The organism is Polynucleobacter sp. UB-Siik-W21 (assembly GCF_018687415.1).
Classification (GTDB): domain Bacteria; phylum Pseudomonadota; class Gammaproteobacteria; order Burkholderiales; family Burkholderiaceae; genus Polynucleobacter.
The window spans coordinates 212,782-229,662 of sequence record NZ_CP061289.1; the positions used below are offsets into that span (position 1 = coordinate 212,782).

Annotated in this window: 14 protein-coding genes; 12 read left to right on the forward strand and 2 right to left on the reverse strand. The window is 45.9% G+C overall.

The genetic code is table 11. The annotated features are described in order from the left end of the window. Positions 1–4: 4 nt before the first annotated feature. Both C2756_RS01150 and C2756_RS01155 read left to right on the forward strand, forming a co-directional pair. Positions 5–2,326, forward strand: coding sequence for an NADP-dependent malic enzyme (locus C2756_RS01150; protein ID WP_215319572.1), 2,322 nt, complete (start codon positions 5–7; stop codon positions 2,324–2,326). A gap of 128 nt (positions 2,327–2,454) precedes the next feature. Continuing rightward, positions 2,455–3,075 (forward strand): barstar family protein, encoded by a 621-nt coding sequence (locus C2756_RS01155; protein ID WP_215319573.1) that lies wholly within the window; start codon positions 2,455–2,457, stop codon positions 3,073–3,075. A gap of 32 nt (positions 3,076–3,107) precedes the next feature. Here the strand turns inward: C2756_RS01155 and C2756_RS01160 are convergent, their stop codons facing one another. Then, a complete protein-coding gene (locus tag C2756_RS01160) occupies positions 3,108–3,869 on the reverse strand; it encodes a 16S rRNA (uracil(1498)-N(3))-methyltransferase (RefSeq protein WP_215319574.1) in 762 nt (253 codons plus the stop codon). A 44-nt stretch (positions 3,870–3,913) separates the two neighbouring features. Between C2756_RS01160 and tkt the strand changes: the two genes are divergently transcribed. Together tkt and gap are read left to right on the forward strand one after the other, a co-directional pair. Further along, entirely contained in the window at positions 3,914–5,935 is a 2,022-nt protein-coding gene (gene tkt, locus C2756_RS01165) for a transketolase (RefSeq protein ID WP_215319575.1), read from the forward strand. 40 nt (positions 5,936–5,975) lie between these two features. After that, a complete protein-coding gene (gene gap, locus C2756_RS01170) occupies positions 5,976–7,004 on the forward strand; it encodes a type I glyceraldehyde-3-phosphate dehydrogenase (RefSeq protein WP_215319576.1) in 1,029 nt (342 codons plus the stop codon). Between the two features lie 114 nt (positions 7,005–7,118). Here gap and fur read toward each other — a convergent pair whose 3' ends face one another. Continuing rightward, entirely contained in the window at positions 7,119–7,574 is a 456-nt protein-coding gene (gene fur / locus C2756_RS01175; RefSeq protein ID WP_215297255.1) for a ferric iron uptake transcriptional regulator, read from the reverse strand. A gap of 124 nt (positions 7,575–7,698) precedes the next feature. Between fur and C2756_RS01180 the strand changes: the two genes are divergently transcribed. The 8 genes from C2756_RS01180 to C2756_RS01215 all read left to right on the forward strand — a co-directional run bounded on the left by C2756_RS01180 (position 7,699) and on the right by C2756_RS01215 (position 16,858). Beyond that, positions 7,699–8,349 carry an outer membrane protein assembly factor BamE gene (locus C2756_RS01180; protein WP_371817087.1) on the forward strand — a complete coding sequence of 217 codons (651 nt, stop codon included), beginning with the start codon at positions 7,699–7,701 and terminating at the stop codon, positions 8,347–8,349. 79 nt (positions 8,350–8,428) lie between these two features. Then, positions 8,429–9,229 (forward strand): 4-hydroxy-tetrahydrodipicolinate reductase, encoded by an 801-nt coding sequence (dapB, locus tag C2756_RS01185; RefSeq protein WP_215320720.1) that lies wholly within the window; start codon positions 8,429–8,431, stop codon positions 9,227–9,229. A gap of 48 nt (positions 9,230–9,277) precedes the next feature. Continuing rightward, positions 9,278–11,950: a leucine--tRNA ligase gene (gene leuS / locus C2756_RS01190; RefSeq protein ID WP_215319577.1), complete on the forward strand. Its 2,673-nt coding sequence runs from the start codon at positions 9,278–9,280 to the stop codon at positions 11,948–11,950. Positions 11,951–11,982: 32 nt separating this feature from the next. Further along, the gene (lptE, locus tag C2756_RS01195) at positions 11,983–12,510 is read left to right on the forward strand and encodes an LPS assembly lipoprotein LptE (protein ID WP_215319578.1); all 528 of its coding nucleotides are present in this window, start codon (positions 11,983–11,985) and stop codon (positions 12,508–12,510) included. A 17-nt stretch (positions 12,511–12,527) separates the two neighbouring features. Next, positions 12,528–13,589 carry a DNA polymerase III subunit delta gene (gene holA, locus C2756_RS01200; protein WP_215319579.1) on the forward strand — a complete coding sequence of 354 codons (1,062 nt, stop codon included), beginning with the start codon at positions 12,528–12,530 and terminating at the stop codon, positions 13,587–13,589. A 17-nt stretch (positions 13,590–13,606) separates the two neighbouring features. Further along, the gene (locus tag C2756_RS01205; protein WP_215319580.1) at positions 13,607–14,884 is read left to right on the forward strand and encodes a glutamate-5-semialdehyde dehydrogenase; all 1,278 of its coding nucleotides are present in this window, start codon (positions 13,607–13,609) and stop codon (positions 14,882–14,884) included. A 21-nt stretch (positions 14,885–14,905) separates the two neighbouring features. Then, the gene (locus C2756_RS01210; RefSeq protein ID WP_215319581.1) at positions 14,906–15,331 is read left to right on the forward strand and encodes a CopD family protein; all 426 of its coding nucleotides are present in this window, start codon (positions 14,906–14,908) and stop codon (positions 15,329–15,331) included. Positions 15,332–15,391: 60 nt separating this feature from the next. Then, entirely contained in the window at positions 15,392–16,858 is a 1,467-nt protein-coding gene (locus C2756_RS01215) for a class I SAM-dependent RNA methyltransferase (RefSeq protein ID WP_215319582.1), read from the forward strand. Positions 16,859–16,881 lie beyond the last annotated feature (23 nt).

The following is a 16,881-nucleotide window of genomic DNA, read 5'->3' on the forward strand; positions in this document are numbered from 1 at the left end:
GTTGATGAGCATAGAAAATAGTAAAGAGCAACAAATTGCAGCTTTAAGAGAAGCTGCCCTTCAATACCATGAGTTTCCAGTTCCTGGAAAGATTGAGATTGCTCCAACTAAGCAGCTGACTAATCAACGCGATTTAGCGCTTGCCTATACTCCTGGCGTTGCAGCCCCTTGCGAAGAAATTGTGAAGGACCCAGCCAATGCTTTTAAGTACACCGCCCGTGGAAATTTGGTTGGCGTGATTACAAACGGTACTGCTGTTTTAGGTTTGGGAAATATCGGACCATTGGCAAGTAAGCCAGTGATGGAAGGTAAAGCCATTCTCTTTAAGAAATTTGCTGGCATTGATGTTTTCGATATAGAAGTCAATGAAAATGATCCAGAAAAATTAGTCGAAATTATTGCGGCACTTGAGCCTACTTTTGGTGGCATCAATTTAGAAGATATCAAAGCTCCAGATTGCTTTATTGTCGAGCGCAAGCTGCAAGCTCGTATGAAAATTCCAGTGTTTCATGATGATCAGCACGGTACTGCGATCGTAGTTGCAGCCGCGATTATCAATGGTTTGAAGGTGGTTGGAAAAGACGTTAGTAATGTGAAGTTAGTTACCTCTGGTGCTGGCGCAGCTGCATTGGCTTGCTTAGACCTGTTGGTGGACCTTGGCATTCCTCGTAAAAATATTTGGGTAACTGACCTTGCTGGTGTTGCTTACAAAGGCCGTAAAGAATTGATGGATCCTGAAAAGGAGCCTTTCTGCCAAGAGACTGATTTGCGTACTCTCGATCAAGTGATTGCTGGCGCAGATATTTTCTTAGGTCTATCTGCTGGTGGTGTATTAAAGCAAGACATGGTGAAGAAGATGGCCGACAAGCCATTGATTTACGCCTTAGCAAATCCAACCCCAGAAATCTTGCCTGAAGAAGTAAAAGCAGTTCGTCCCGATGCGGTGATGGCAACGGGCCGTACTGACTATCCAAATCAAGTCAATAACGTTTTGTGCTTCCCATTTATTTTCCGTGGCGCACTCGATGTTGGCGCTACTACCATTACTCGCGGTATGGAAGTAGCGGCCGTAAAAGCCGTTGCAGAGCTTGCCCAAGCTGAGCAAAGCGAAGTGGTGGCATCGGTTTACGGAATCGAGAATCTTTCTTTTGGTCCTGAGTATTTGATTCCAAAACCATTTGATCCGCGCTTAATTACCGTCATCGCTCCCGCTGTGGCTAAGGCTGCGATGGATGACGGTGTTGCTTTGCGTCCGATTAAAGATTTTGATGCGTATCGCAATCAGCTACAACAGTTTGTGTATCACTCCGGTACTTTGATGAAACCGCTCTTTAGTATTGCGAAGAGAGTTCCAGCAAATCAAAAACGCATTGTCTTTGCCGAAGGTGAGGATGAGCGCGTATTGCGTGCCGTACAAATTATCATCGACGAGCACTTAGCTACCCCAATTCTGATTGGTCGCCCCGAGGTGATTGAGCATCGTATTGAGAAGTTCGGCCTGCGGATGAAGACGGGCGATGATTTTGAGATTGTGAATCCAGAGCGTGATTCACGCTTTCGTGACTTCTGGCAAACCTATCTTGGTTTGACTGAGCGTAAGGGAGTGACAGAGTCATTTGCTAAATTAGAAATGCGCCGCCGTCATACTTTAATTGGCTCCATGATGATTACTAAGGGAATGGCTGACGGCATGATTTGTGGAACGATTGGTAATGCAGCTACTCATCTGAAGTATGTTGATGAAGTAGTTGGTCGTGAGCCAGGTGCAAACGTCTATGGCGCAATGTCTGGATTAATTCTTCCAGGTCGCCAAGTATTCTTAGTAGATACCCATATCAATTTAGATCCAACTGCCGAAGAATTGGCAGAATTGACTTTGATGGCCGCTAGCGAAATGCGTAAGTTGGGCTTAATTCCTAAAGTGGCATTACTCTCACACTCAAACTTTGGATCTAGTAATGCGCCATCTGCAATCAAAATGCGCGAAGTCTTGGCTTTAATTCAAAAGGCAGAGCCCACCTTAGAGGTTGATGGTGAGATGCATGGAGATAGCGCTTTAGATGAAACCATTCGCGCTGGTACAGTGACTTCATCGCCATTAAAGGGCGATGCCAACTTGTTAGTTCTGCCAAATATTGACGCCGCCAACATTTCTTACAACTTGTTAAAAACAGCTGCAGGTAATGGCATTGCTATCGGCCCTCTGTTGCTTGGGGTTGCTAAACCAATTCATATTTTGACGCCAGCAGCGACGGTTCGTAGGATTGTGAATGTGACTACTTTGGCTGTGGTTGAGGCTGCCAGTAACGCAAGAGGCATCTCCTAAGCGCTCATCATTTATTTAAGTTAGCAATTACTTACATAAATTAATCCTATATTAATCAATAACTTATATAAAAAGCACTGTATTTGGGCTTGATTTGATGACGTGTTAAGGGTAACCTACTACCCATCATGAATAATCGCTCTGAAAATACCAATCTAGCAAGCTTCGAAGAACATGGCCGTGCTGAAAGTTGGGATAGCAATGATCGACTCGAGACCGAATCGTCTGCTGCCAATATTTATGCCCAAGGCGGTTTATCTCGTTTACAAACCTATGCAGCAAATCAAGTTTCGGGGAAAAAAGTGACAGCTTCTTGGCGTGCCGCTTTGGCCGTTCGTGATGCCGGACCACCGGCCATGTTGCGCAGTGTGCGCACTAATATCGTGCAATCTATTCGTGCTTTCCGTACACCAGATTTACAGGAAGCCGCTACAGAGCTCGGTCAACATTTCATTTATGCCAATTGCGTCAATGCAATGACAAAGGGTGAGGTTCTTGAAGCAATTGCCATTGCTTACACCTTTACTAAGCAACAAGCAAAAAACTTTGACCCTCTATTGGATGCGTTGACCACAACTACAGATAAGGCAGGTCAACAGCCCGGATTTGTAGTGGTGCTCGAAGGTTTACCTTGCACTCAAAAGTTTGATAAAGAAGCACGCGAGACTCTGTTAGATGTCTTCCGCGATGCCGTAGATTATTGGGCTGAGCGTCGCACACCATATCGGGTTTTCTACTCTTTTGCTTAATCGCTAAAAGATCGCAAACCAATGAATCGCCTCTATTTGAGGCGATTTTGCATTTCAGGATTCCAAATACTGTGTACCGCTGTAATGGCTACAAGGCCTGCGGTTTCAGTGCGCAATACGCGCTCTCCTAAAGAAACAATTTGGTATCCCGCGGCTTGAGCTTGCGCTTCCTCTTCTGGTGAGTGACCACCCTCTGGTCCGATCATGAGAACAATATCTTGGGGCTCCTTTTCTATTAAAACGGAGTAGAGGCTTTTGCTAGCATCGGGACTCAGGAGAAGTTTGAGTGCAGGCTTTGAACTTGCTTTGAGGTAAGTTGCAAAATTTTGGATAGGCTCAATGTGCGCTAATACTGTTCTGTCGCATTGCTCGCAAGCAGCTTGAATAATCCCATTCCAATGAGTTAAACGCTTTTGGGCGCGATCCTGGTCACTTGAGCGGGTCAGTTTGAGAATGGAGCGTTCACACTGTAATGGCGCGATGATTTGGGCACCTGTTTCTATGGCTTTTTCAACAATCCAATCCATTTTGTCACCGCCTGCCAAGCCTTGGGCTAAAGTAATTGCATATGGGGCCTCACGGTGGGTATCAGTGCGGATATCGCTCAGTTGGGCTAAACCGCTTTTTCCACTGAAGGAAAGGAGCTCTGCCTTAGCGATTTGCCCTTTTCCATCAAATATGGGAAATGATTCCCCAACCTGAACGCGCCGAACTCGTAAATGGTGGCAAACCTCAGAGGTGAGGAGGGTGGGCTTTTGGGATTCCCATGGTCCGGGAAGATAAAATTGAGGCATTACTGAAATATAGCCAATTTATTTTCCTCGAGACCACTTTTACGATGTCAAACCTTCAAATTCGTATGGCCAATGCCATTCGCGCCCTATCCATGGATGCAGTTCAACAGGCAAACTCAGGGCACCCTGGTATGCCGATGGGAATGGCAGATATTGCTGTTGGATTATGGAATGAACATTTAAAACACAATCCGACTGATCCCCACTGGATCGATCGCGATCGTTTTGTTTTATCTAATGGTCATGGATCGATGTTGTTGTATTCACTGTTGCATCTCTCTGGATATGACTTACCCATTGAAGAGTTAAAAAATTTCCGTCAATTGCATAGTAAAACCCCAGGACATCCTGAGTATGGAATTACAGCCGGGGTAGAAACTACTACAGGTCCATTGGGCCAAGGTATTTCAAATGCGGTTGGCATGGCGCTTGCTGAAAAGTTACTGGCTGAAGAATTTAATCGTCCCGGTCACAACATCATCGATCACTACACTTATGTATTTTTAGGTGACGGTTGCTTGATGGAGGGTATCAGCCATGAAGTTTGTTCATTGGCTGGCACATTAAAGCTAAACAAGTTGATAGCACTTTGGGATGACAACGGTATCTCGATTGACGGCAAGGTGGTTTCTTGGTTTAACGAAGATACGCCAAAACGTTTCGAAGCTTATGGCTGGAATGTCATTCGTGATGTCGATGGTCATGATGCGGAAGCAGTTTCGAAGGCGATTGCTCAGGCTAAAAAGAGTGCTAAGCCAACCCTGATCTGCTGCAAGACAGCGATCGGCAAGGGTTCTCCTAATATGGCTGGTAGCGATAAAGTGCATGGTTCGCCACTAGGCGCTGCTGAAATCGCTGAGACTCGCGTGGCCTTGAATTGGCCCTATCCACCATTTGAAATTCCAAAAGATATTTATGCTGCTTGGGATTTTAAAAAGCGTGGCCAAACTGCTGAACACGAATGGAATAAAGAATTCCAAAAATACAAAATCCAATTTCCAGAACTTGCCTCTGAATTACAGCGCCGTATGCAAGGTGATTTATCAAAAGACTTTTCAGCCACACTCAATGCGTATTTAAAAACTTGCCAATCTAAAGCAGAAACGATTGCTACTCGTAAAGCGAGTCAAAATGCGATTGAAGCTTTAGCACCCGCTTTGCCAGAATTTATGGGTGGCTCTGCAGACTTAACCGGTTCAAACTTAACTAATTGGTCTGCATGCAAACCTGTACGTGGCGATCAATGGGGTAATCACATTAACTATGGTGTGCGTGAGTTTGGTATGAGCGCCATCATGAACGGGATTGCCTTGCATGGCGGTTACATTCCATTCGGGGGTACCTTTTTAACCTTCTCCGATTACAGTCGTAATGCTATTCGCATGGCTGCTTTGATGAAGTTACGTAGCATCTTTGTCTTCACTCATGACTCAATTGGTCTAGGAGAAGATGGCCCAACCCATCAATCTGTGGAGCACGTTGCTAGCCTACGTCTGATTCCAAACTTGATGGTTTGGCGTCCCTGTGACACTACCGAGAGCGCTGTTGCCTGGGGCGCGGCGGTTGAGCGTCAGAATGGTCCGAGCGCTTTGATCTTTAGTCGTCAAAACTGCCCATTTGTTGCTCGTAACAGCCAGCAGATTAAAGACATTGCACGTGGTGGCTATGTATTGCGTGATCCTCAATCTGGAAAGATCGATGCAGTCATTATTGCTACTGGTTCTGAAATTGCACTTGCATTGCAAACAGCCGAACATTTAGAAAAAGAGAGTGCTGGAAAAATCGGTATTCGAGTGGTTTCGATGCCTTCGACCACGGTATTTGATCAGCAAGATGCCACCTATAAATCTAAAGTATTGCCGGCCTATATCCCACGCATCGCTGTTGAGGCAGGCGTAACGGATTTCTGGTGGAAGTATGGTTGCGCAGCCGTGCATGGTGTCGATACCTTTGGTGAGTCAGCACCCGCCGCTCAGCTGTATGAATATTTTGGTTTAACGGTCGATCAAATTGCAAAGACTGTTAAGCAATGCATCTCGAAGAAATCAAATAAATCAAATAAATAAAAGTTAGCGCAATAAATTTAATATTAGTAAGGGGAAATAAATGACAATTCGTGTCGCAATTAATGGTTACGGGCGTATTGGCCGCATGGTACTCCGCGCCTTGTATGAAGATCAGGTAAACGGCAAGCCACGTCGTGATATCAAGATCGTTGCGATTAATGCGATGGGCGATATTGCAATCAACGCCCACCTCACTCAACACGACTCTGCCCATGGTCGTTTCCCTGCCGAGGTATCTGTAGATGGCGATTGCATGGTAGTGAATGGTGATCGTATCAAGATGTTCTGTACACGCAATCCTGCTGAAACCCCATGGGGCGAGTTGGGCGTAGATTTAGTTTTAGAGTGCACTGGTAAGTTCACCTCTAAAGAAAAGGCGATGATTCATATTCAGCAGGGCGCTAAGAAAGTATTGATTTCTGCGCCTGGCGAAAAAGATGTCGATGCCACCATTGTGTTCGGTGTGAACCAAAATGTATTAAAGCCAAATGACGTGGTTGTTTCTAATGCAAGTTGTACTACCAACTGTTTGGCGCCATTAGTTAAGCCATTGTTAGAAAAAATTGGTATTGAGTCTGGCTTGATGACAACGATTCATGCATTTACGAATGATCAGGTGTTGACCGATGTGTATCACAAGGATATGCGTCGTGCGCGCTCTGCTGTGAGTAGCATGATTCCAACGAAGACTGGCGCAGCAAAAGCAGTCGGCTTAGTTTTGCCCGCTTTAGCCGGTCGCTTTGATGGTTTTGCGATGCGTGTGCCAGTGATCAATGTCTCAGTGGTTGACCTCACGTTTGCCGCTAGCCGTGCAACGAGCGTAGATGAAGTAAATTCTATTTTGAAGGCTGCTAGCGAGGGCGAGCTCAAAGGCATCTTGGGCTTTAATACCTTGCCTTTGGTTTCCATCGACTTTAACCATGATCCACGCCCAAGTATTTATGACGCCTCTCAAACCCGTGTTTCTGCTGATGGCAAGCTAGTCAAAGTTTTGGCTTGGTACGACAACGAATGGGGTTATTCAGTACAAATGCTCAACGCAGCTGAGGCATTAATGGCGGTAAAGTGATTAAAAGTCATTAAATGTAGTTAAAAGAGCTTAAAAAACAAAAAAAGACCTCAAATTGAGGTCTTTTTTCATATCCGCAGCCCTGAGAATCAACTCAAAACCTCAGAAAAGTGCTTATTTTTGCTTATTTCGGCAGTTTTTCTTCTGGCAATGTCCGTACATTGCTAAAGAGTGTTCTTGAAGCTTAAAACCGAGGTTCTTGGCAATATCCCGTTGCCGCTTTTCAATGGCCTCATCCACAAACTCTTCTACATGCCCGCAGTCTAGGCAAACCAAGTGGTCATGGTGGTTACCTTCATTAAGTTCGTAGATGGCCCTGCTATCACCCTTGCTAGACTCAAAATGGCTGCGGAGCAAAAGCCCTGCCTGCTCAAACTGGGTAAGCACTCGATATACCGTGGCTAAACCGATTTCCTGATCTTCTTTAGTGAGGGCCATAAAGATGTCCTCAGCACTAAAGTGGGTGCCGCCATTTTGATGAAAAAAATCGAGAATTTTCATGCGTGGGCCAGTGGCTTTGAGGCCAATATCACGCAAATTTTCAGGAGTAGGGTTTTGGTTCGTATTCATGGCTTTGGGAGCTAAAATCAATGTCTTAATGATACGGCCAGCCATGCAAAATTGCCTTGAACTTTTTAGTCGTTTTTTTAACCCGTTTCTGAAGAGGTATTTTGCCTCTTCAAGAGGGGGTGTATTGGCTCTTGCCTTGTTTGGCTTGCTGGGTATTGCGGGGTGTACTACCGCGGTAGATGAAACCCAGCGCGCCTGGATGAACAAAATCTTCAGACCTTATGTTCCCGACATTGTTCAGGGTAACTTTATTTCCAGCGAGCAATATGCCAAATTGCAGTTGGGTATGACGCGTGAGCAGGTGCGTCAAATTTTAGGCACTCCATTATTGGCAAGTTACTTCCATGCCAATCGCTGGGACTATGTTTTTGAATTTAAACGCTCAGGTCAGCGTGTTGGCAAAGAGCGGCATGTCACCGTATTTTTTGATGGCGATAAAGTGGTGAAGTTTGAAGGTGATGCTTTGCCAACAGATGTGGAGTTGGTGGCTGAGATTGATAACTACGCTAAGACGAAACGTTCGTTTTGGGATGTAATGACGGGTTCAAATAAGCCCCCAGTAACACCGCCTTTGCAACAACCAGAATTATTGGTGCCAAGTCCAACCGATAACTTGCCTAAGGGGGCTGCTATACCACCAGTCCCCGCTGCAAGCACAGGCTCTTTCTGGGACTATTTTACTTTTTCAAAGTCGTCAGATGGCAAAGCATCCCAGCCGGAAACTTTAGGCCCTGGCGCAATGAATACTCCGCCAGCGGCTGAGAAAAAGCAGTAGAAATGATTGATACATTGATGCCAGGTAAATAATCCTGGACGTCTCTAGAAACTTTTAATAAGAAGCGAAGAAATACATGATGAAGATTGCAATTGCTGGAGCAACCGGTCGTATGGGCAAGATGCTGATTGAGACTGTTCTTAATGCATCTGATGCGCAACTTGTAGGTGCTCTTGAGCATTCAGCTTGCTCTCAATTGGGAGAAGATGCGGGCGCTTTCCTGGGTAAAAAGACGGGTGTGCTCATTTCTGCTGATGTGCCTAAGGTATTAGCGAATGCTGATTTTCTGATTGATTTCACAAGGCCAGACGGCACTATGGCGCACTTGGCTGTGGCAGAAAAAACGGGCACCAAGATGATTATTGGTACAACGGGATTGAGTGCGGATCAAATTGCAAATCTTAAAAAAGCTTCTGCAAAGTTAGCTATTGTGTTTGCGCCCAATATGAGTGTTGGTGTGAATGCCACATTCAAGTTACTGGAGATCGCAGCCAAGATGCTCAATCAAGGTTACGACATTGAAATCATCGAAGCCCATCATCGTCACAAAGTAGATGCGCCCTCCGGCACTGCTTTGAAGATGGGTGAGGTTATTGCAGATGCACTTGGTGAAAAGCTAGATGATCTGGCTGTGTATGCACGCGAAGGCCATACTGGCGAGCGCAAAGAGGGGTCAATTGGCTTTGCAACGATTCGTGGTGGCGATATTGTGGGAGACCATACTGTGCTGTTCGCTGGCGATGGCGAACGTATTGAGATTAGCCACAAGTCTTCAAGCCGTCAGTCTTATGCCCAAGGATCTTTGCGGGCCGCGCGTTTCTTGCAGAACCAAACTTCAGGTCTTTATGACATGCAAGACGTGCTTGGCTTACGCAAATAACTACATTAATAAAAAACCAAAAAATAAGATAGAAAAGAGTTGTTTTGAATGAGTAAGGATTACGACTACCGCAGCATTGAAGCAGCAGCACAAGCTGATTGGGAAAGTGCGCAAGTCTACCAAGTAACAGAAAATACTCTCGGTATAGACGGCAAGAAGAAGCCGAAGTATTACGCTTGCTCCATGTTGCCTTATCCATCCGGCAAGTTACATATGGGTCATGTGCGCAACTACACCATTAATGATGTGATGGCGCGTCAACTCCGCATGCAAGGCTATAACGTCTTGATGCCGATGGGCTGGGATGCTTTTGGTATGCCTGCAGAAAATGCAGCCATCCAGAATAAAGTGCCGCCAGCGAAGTGGACCTACGACAACATTGCCTATATGAAAAAGCAAATGGCGGCGATGGGCTTAGCAATTGATTGGTCTCGTGAGCTTGCCACTTGTAGTCCTGATTATTACCGCTGGAATCAATGGCTCTTTTTGAAGATGCTGGAAAAAGGGATTGCGTATCGCAAGACTCAAGTAGTCAACTGGGATCCGATCGATCAAACTGTTCTAGCAAACGAGCAAGTGATTGATGGTCGTGGTTGGCGTTCAGGCGCCTTAGTTGAAAAGCGTGAGATTCCAGGCTACTACTTCAATATCACTGCTTACGCAGAGCAATTGCTGACTGGCTTAGATGGTTTGGGTTGGCCTGAGCGTGTCAAAACCATGCAGCAGAATTGGATTGGCAAAAGTCGCGGCGTGCGCTTTGCTTTTAAGCATGAGGTCGCTGATGTCCATGGCAACTTTATTCAGGATGGCTTGCTATACGTGTTTACTACTCGGGCTGACACCATCATGGGCGTTACTTTCTGCGCCGTGGCAGCTGAACATCCGTTAGCCACTAAAGCTGCCGCTAATAATCCTGCCTTAGCCGCATTTATAGAGAAGTGCAAGACTGGTAGCGTGATTGAAGCCGACCTAGCTACTCAAGAAAAAGAGGGTATGTTTACCGGTTTATATGTCACGCATCCATTGACGAATGAGCCAGTGCCCGTTTGGGTAGGTAACTATGTCTTGATGTCTTATGGTGATGGCGCCGTGATGGGTGTTCCGGCACATGATGAGCGTGATTTTGCTTTTGCCCTCAAATACGACCTGCCAATCAAACAAGTGATCGCCCTCAAAGGCGAATCACCCATGTTTAATGCAACGCGTTGGGAAGATTGGTATGCCCAAAAAGAAGATGTGATTTGCTTTAATAGCGACAAATATGATGGACTCTCGCATGAAGAAGCAGTCAGTGCCGTTGCCAAAGATTTAGAGAAGATGGGTATCGGAGAGATCAAGACTACTTATCGATTGCGTGATTGGGGTATTTCACGTCAGCGTTATTGGGGCACTCCCATTCCGATTATTCATTGTGGTGATGAGAGTCACCCTGGTTGTGGAGCAGTACCTGTTCCAGAGGCTGATTTGCCAGTGGTGTTGCCAGAAGATTGTGTGCCCGATGGCAGTGGTAATCCTTTAAATAAGCGTGCAGACTTTTTGAATGTGAAATGTCCCAAGTGTGGCAAGCCTGCAAGACGTGAGACTGACACGATGGATACCTTTGTGGATTCGTCTTGGTATTTCATGCGCTATACCGGTCCTGACGCGAAGATGATGGTAGATGGGCGTAATGAATACTGGATGCCAATGGATCAATATATTGGCGGCATCGAGCATGCGATCCTGCATTTACTGTATGCGCGCTTTTGGACCAAGGTCATGCGTGATCTGAACTTGATCACTTTTGATGAGCCTTTCCAAAATCTGTTGACGCAAGGCATGGTACTCAATGAGACCTATTACTCAGAAGAGGCTTCTGGTAAAAAGACTTGGCTTAATCCCTTGGACGTAGAGTTAGAGCTCGATGAAAAAGGTCGTCCTCAAGGCGCGAAGCTAAAGGGCGATACCTCAGGCACACCGGTCATGATTGGTGGCGTTGAGAAGATGTCTAAGAGCAAGAACAATGGCGTTGATCCGCAGGCTTTGATTGATCAATACGGTGCAGATACTGCACGCTTATTTGTGATGTTTGCAGCGCCACCAGAGCAACAGTTGGAGTGGTCGGGTGCTGGGGTTGAAGGCGCTTCCCGATTCTTACGACGTGTTTGGATCTATTCAAGTAGTCAAGCTAACTGGATTCGTGATGCGCAGGACGCTATACCGAGCAATCTTAATGATGCTGAGAAAGAATTGCGTCGTGAAGTCCATTCGATTTTGAAGCAGGCGAATTTTGACTACCAGCGTCGCCAGTACAACACAGTGGTATCTGCAGCCATGAAGATGCTCAATGTACTTGAACCCATTAAATTGGATCAAGCTGCCACTATTAGTGCACCGGTTTTACGGGAGTGCCTTAGCATCTTATTGCGAGTGCTTTACCCAGTGGTGCCACATTTAACGCATGTACTTTGGAAAGATATGGCTTATGCCAAGACCTTTGGCCCTCTTTTGGATGCCCCATGGCCTGCTGTAGATGAATCTGCCCTGGTTCAAACCGAGATGACTTTGATGCTTCAAATTAATGGTAAGTTGCGAGGAGATATTAGGGTGCCAGCAGAGGCCACCAAAGAGCAAATTGAATCTTTGGCTTTACAAACTGATTCAGCGGTTAAAGCGCTAAACGGCGGAGCCCCTAAAAAGGTGATCGTCGTGCCTGGCCGTTTAGTAAATATCGTTGCATAGCTGTATAGAGGCTAATGAGAGAAACTAAGGATATGAGCACAAATCGACTGCGACGTGCAATGCTTGGATTAATCGTCAGTGCGCCAATCGGGGGCTTGCTGGCTTGTGGCTATCGCTTACGCGGCATGGTGGACTTACCATTTCAGGCAATTGCCATTACTGGCAATCCATCACCACCCTTACGTACCGATATTCAAACCTCTATTTTGACGGGTACAGACGTCAAGGTTGCGATTAATCCAAAAGATGCAGACTTAATTTTAGAGATTACGAACGACATTAGTGGTCGCGAGATATTGGCTTATAACTCTGCTGGTCAAGTTTCTGCATATCGCTTAAATATTCGAGTGGGCTTTAGAGCTTACGATCTTGCTGGCGCAGAGATTATTCCTGATAGCGAAATCTATATGACGCGTGATATGGACTTCTCAAATACGACTGTGTTGGCGACCGATGTTCAACAGCAACAATTCTTATCCTTAATGCGTAAAGACTTGGCAGTGCAGATCTTGCGCCGTGTTTCTGCGGCTGCAAAAGCCCCACGCAGTAGAACTTTCTAAGGGTATGTAAAGCTCGCATGGTCAAAGTTGACGCCTTGCAAGTGCACCTTAAATCCTTAGGTTCAGGGGGTGCGATGCTCCCTCTCTATATTTTTAGTGGCGACGAACCACTCCTGATGATGGAAGCAATGGATCAATTACGTCTAGCTGCTAAGAAACTGAGCTTTACCGAGCGTGAAGTGATGCTGCAGGAGCGAGGGTTTGATTGGAGTGCGCTCATGAGCGCCGGTCAAACGATGTCTTTGTTTGGAGATAAGCGTTGGGTGGAGCTACGCATTCCTACTGGTAAGCCGGGGCGTGATGGTGCTGATGCTTTAAAACAATTTGCCGCGCAAATAGAGTCACAGCCAAATTCTCCAGATGGCCCGGACACAGTGGTATGCATTGTCCTGCCTAGATTAGATGGCAAGACGAAGACTTCGGCTTGGTTTAGCGCTTTAGATGATGCTGGGATGGCTATTCAGATTGACTCTTTAGATCGCAGTCACTTGCCAAGATGGATTGCAGGTCGACTGAAGATGCAAAATCAAGAAGTGGAGAGTGGTACTGAAGGTCAACGTGCTCTGGAGTTTATTGCCGACCAGGTTGAGGGTAACCTCATTGCCGCTCACCAAGAGATTCTGAAGCTAGGACTCCTTTATCCCATAGGCGTCTTAACTGAAGAGCAAATTCGGTCTGCCATTCTAAAAGTAGCTCGCTATAACGTTTTTGAGTTAACTGAGGCAATGCTTGCGGGTGATTTACCGAGACTAAACCGCATGTTAGATGGTCTAAAAGGCGAGGGCGAGCCCTTAGTATTGATTCTGTGGAGCGTGACCGAAGAGCTTAGGCTACTATCTAAATTGAAGGTAGCTAGTGATGTTGGAGGGTCTGTGCAACAGTTGATGCGGGCAAATCGGATCTGGGGTAACAAAGAGCGTTTATACCCAGCTGCGCTCAGAAGAGTTCAGCCGCTGAAATTGCGCAGGGCAATGCAGGTTGCTGCAGGCCTAGATCGTCAGGTTAAAGGCCTTTCTGCAGCTGAATTGCCTGCAGACCCTTGGGATGGCCTACGTTTGGTTGGAAACTTATTACGGTAATTTAAAGAACATAGTCAATGAGTAAAGAGATTCAAGAAATGATGCAGGACATTGGAAAGCGAGCACGCAGTGCGTCGCGTGCCATGGCTCGTGCATCGAGTGAGCAGAAGAACCAAGCTTTATTGCATATCGCAAAGTTAGTGCGTCAAAAGACAAGTGAGATTCAAAAAGTAAATCAGATTGATGTTGAGCGTTCTCAGAAAAATGGTCAAGATACTGCTTTTATCGATCGCTTAACAATGACTCCTAGGACCATCGAGACAATGGCTTTAGGTTTGGAGCAAATTATTTCCCTAGAGGACCCAATAGGAAAAATGACTGCCTTGAAAAAGCAGGCCTCTGGTATCGAGCTTGCTCAGATGCGCGTACCACTTGGTGTCATTGGTATCATTTATGAGTCACGTCCCAATGTGACGATTGACGCGGCAGCACTGTGCTTAAAGTCTGGTAATGCAGTGATATTGCGTGGAGGATCTGAGGCAATTGATTCCAACACCGTGTTGGCCCAAATCATTCAAGAAGGTCTTGCTGCTGCGGGCCTGCCTAAAGATGCTGTCCAAGTGGTTACGACCACGGATCGTAGTGCTGTCGGTGAAATGATCACGATGACCCAATATATTGATGTCATTGTTCCTCGTGGTGGCAAGAGTCTGATTGCTCGGCTGATGGCAGAAGCACGTGTCCCAATGATTAAGCACTTGGATGGTATTTGTCATACCTATATTGATGCTGAGGCTGATCTCGCGATGGCAGTCAGAGTTTGCGATAACGCCAAGACACAGCGCTATGCACCTTGCAATGCGATGGAGACGCTTTTAGTAAATAAGGCTATTGCCCCCAAGGTCTTGCCTGAGCTTTGCAAAATTTATCAAGATAAAGGTGTTGAGTTGCGCGTGGATACTTTGACGCGCTCAACTCTAGAGGCTAGTGGCTTTAAAAACTTAGTGGATGCTACAGAAGAAGATTGGCACACAGAGTATCTCGCTCCTATTTTATCGATTAAGACCGTGGCCGATATCGATGAGGCCATGAATCATATCGAGCGCTATGGTAGTAAACATACCGACGCGATCATCACGAATAATAAGATGCAAGCCGATCGTTTTTTGCGTGAAGTCGATAGTGCTAGCGTGATGGTGAATGCTAGCACCCGTTTTGCCGATGGCTTTGAGTATGGCTTAGGTGCTGAAATTGGTATTTCGAATGACAAGCTCCATGCCCGCGGCCCTGTTGGTCTAGATGGCTTAACCTCCCTTAAATATGTCGTCATGGGTCATGGCGAAATTCGTACTTAACTTCATCGCATCTAATACACCATGACGAACGCTTACCTCTGGATAAAAACCTTACACATTGTGTTGACCACTTCATGGTTTGCAGGCTTGTTTTATCTCCCGAGAATTTATGTGAACTTGGCTGATGAAAAAAATCCCGAGACTTATGCGCGTCTCTTGGGAATGGCTAATCGCCTCTTTCGCTTTATGACCATATTGGCAGTGCCAGCGGTATTACTAGGCTTAACACTTTGGCTTGTTTTTGAAGTTGGTGCTGGCGATATATGGATGCACGCTAAATTATTTTTTGTAATCCTGGTGATTGGTTATCACCATGTCTGCCTCAGCTTATTAAAGAAGTTTCGTGCTGGTCTAAATACCAAGTCTGGAGTGTGGTATCGCTGGTTTAATGAAGTCCCAGTCATCTTGCTATTGGTAATTGTGGCTTTAGTCATTTTTAAACCATAAGTTCAAAAACTATTCCAAATTTCTTTTTCCACCCTTTTTCTATTTAAGACTGTTAGCCCCATGAGATTTTTTGTTGTTTGCCCAGGCGGTTTAGAAGTACCGCTTGCACAGGAGCTTTCAGAAATTTCCCAGCGCCCAGATTCCAAAGCATTGGGTGCATGGGTGATTGATCCAACCCCGACCAGTCCTACCGGCGGAATTGGTCTTGCGGGTCCACTTTCTGCAGCAATGGCATTGAATCTTCATTCCAGAATTGCTAGCCGAGTTTTACTGCAGATGGCGCAAGCGCCCTATCGACAGGAAGATGACTTGTATAAGTTAGCCAGTGGTTTGGCTTGGGAAGATTGGTTTACCAGTAAGCAAACTTTACGGGTAGATGTAACAGCGCATCGTTCGCCATTAAAGAGTTTAAATTTTGCGACTCTGAAAATTAAAGATGCGATTGTGGACCGCTTGCGCGATGTCACAGGTGACCGACCAAGTATTGATACGGCCTTTCCAGATATTCGGGTGCAGGCGCATTTAACGGCAACTCAAGTCACCATTTATTTAGATACCTCAGGGGAGGCACTCTTTAAACGAGGTTGGCGAGATGAAAAGGGCGATGCTCCTTTAAAAGAAAATTTGGCCGCAGGGATCCTGTCTATTACAGGCTGGAAGCCTGGGCAGACTTTATTTGATCCGATGTGCGGTAGTGGCACCTTCTTGATTGAGGCAGCACAAATAGCCTTGGCCATTCCTCCAGGCGGGATTCGTGCGGGGATGTATGGTGACGATGTCAAGGCTAGCAGGCTGACGTATCGTCCATTGGTCAACTCAGCACATGGTTTTGGTTTTCAGAGGTTAAAGCCCTTTAATGAGTCGGCAGAACAAAAGCGCTGGATTACTTTAAAAGACTCATCTCTAAACGAGATATTGGAGAGGCGTAAGCAACACCCTCATGCTGAATCTCTTGGCATTAGTGGTAGCGATATTAATGAGAAGTTAGTTTCTATGTTTCGGGGAAATTGGCAAAGAGCTCAGTTACCAGATCAACCCGTTGTCCGTCAAATCGATGCGATGGCAAGTAAGCCGCCAACCAATACCAAAGGAGGCGTCATGCTACTGAACCCTCCTTATGGAGAACGTTTGGTAATCAAAGGGGGCAGAGGTCAGGAAAGAGCTGTGCCCGATGCTAGTTATGAAACTGCAGAACCTGAAAATCGTTTTGAACTCAATCTAGAAACGGGGCGTCAAAGTGCTAAACGCTCAAGCCGTGAGTCTCTCAAGAAACTTCAGGCTCAGGAGGAACAAGACCCCAAGTTTGTAGAGTTCTTGCGTCAGTTTGGGCAACACCTCAAAGATGCATTTAGTGGCTGGAATGTCTTTGTATTGACGGCGGATATGGCTTTGCCTGGGCAGTTACGCATTAAAGAGTCAAAACGAACACCTTTATTTAATGGTCCTCTAGAATGTCGGTTATTCAAGTTTGAGATACATGCAAAGCGTCCGGCGACCAAAAATATAGACGATGATTTAGAGGATTGATGCGCTTTAAAATAGAAGCTATT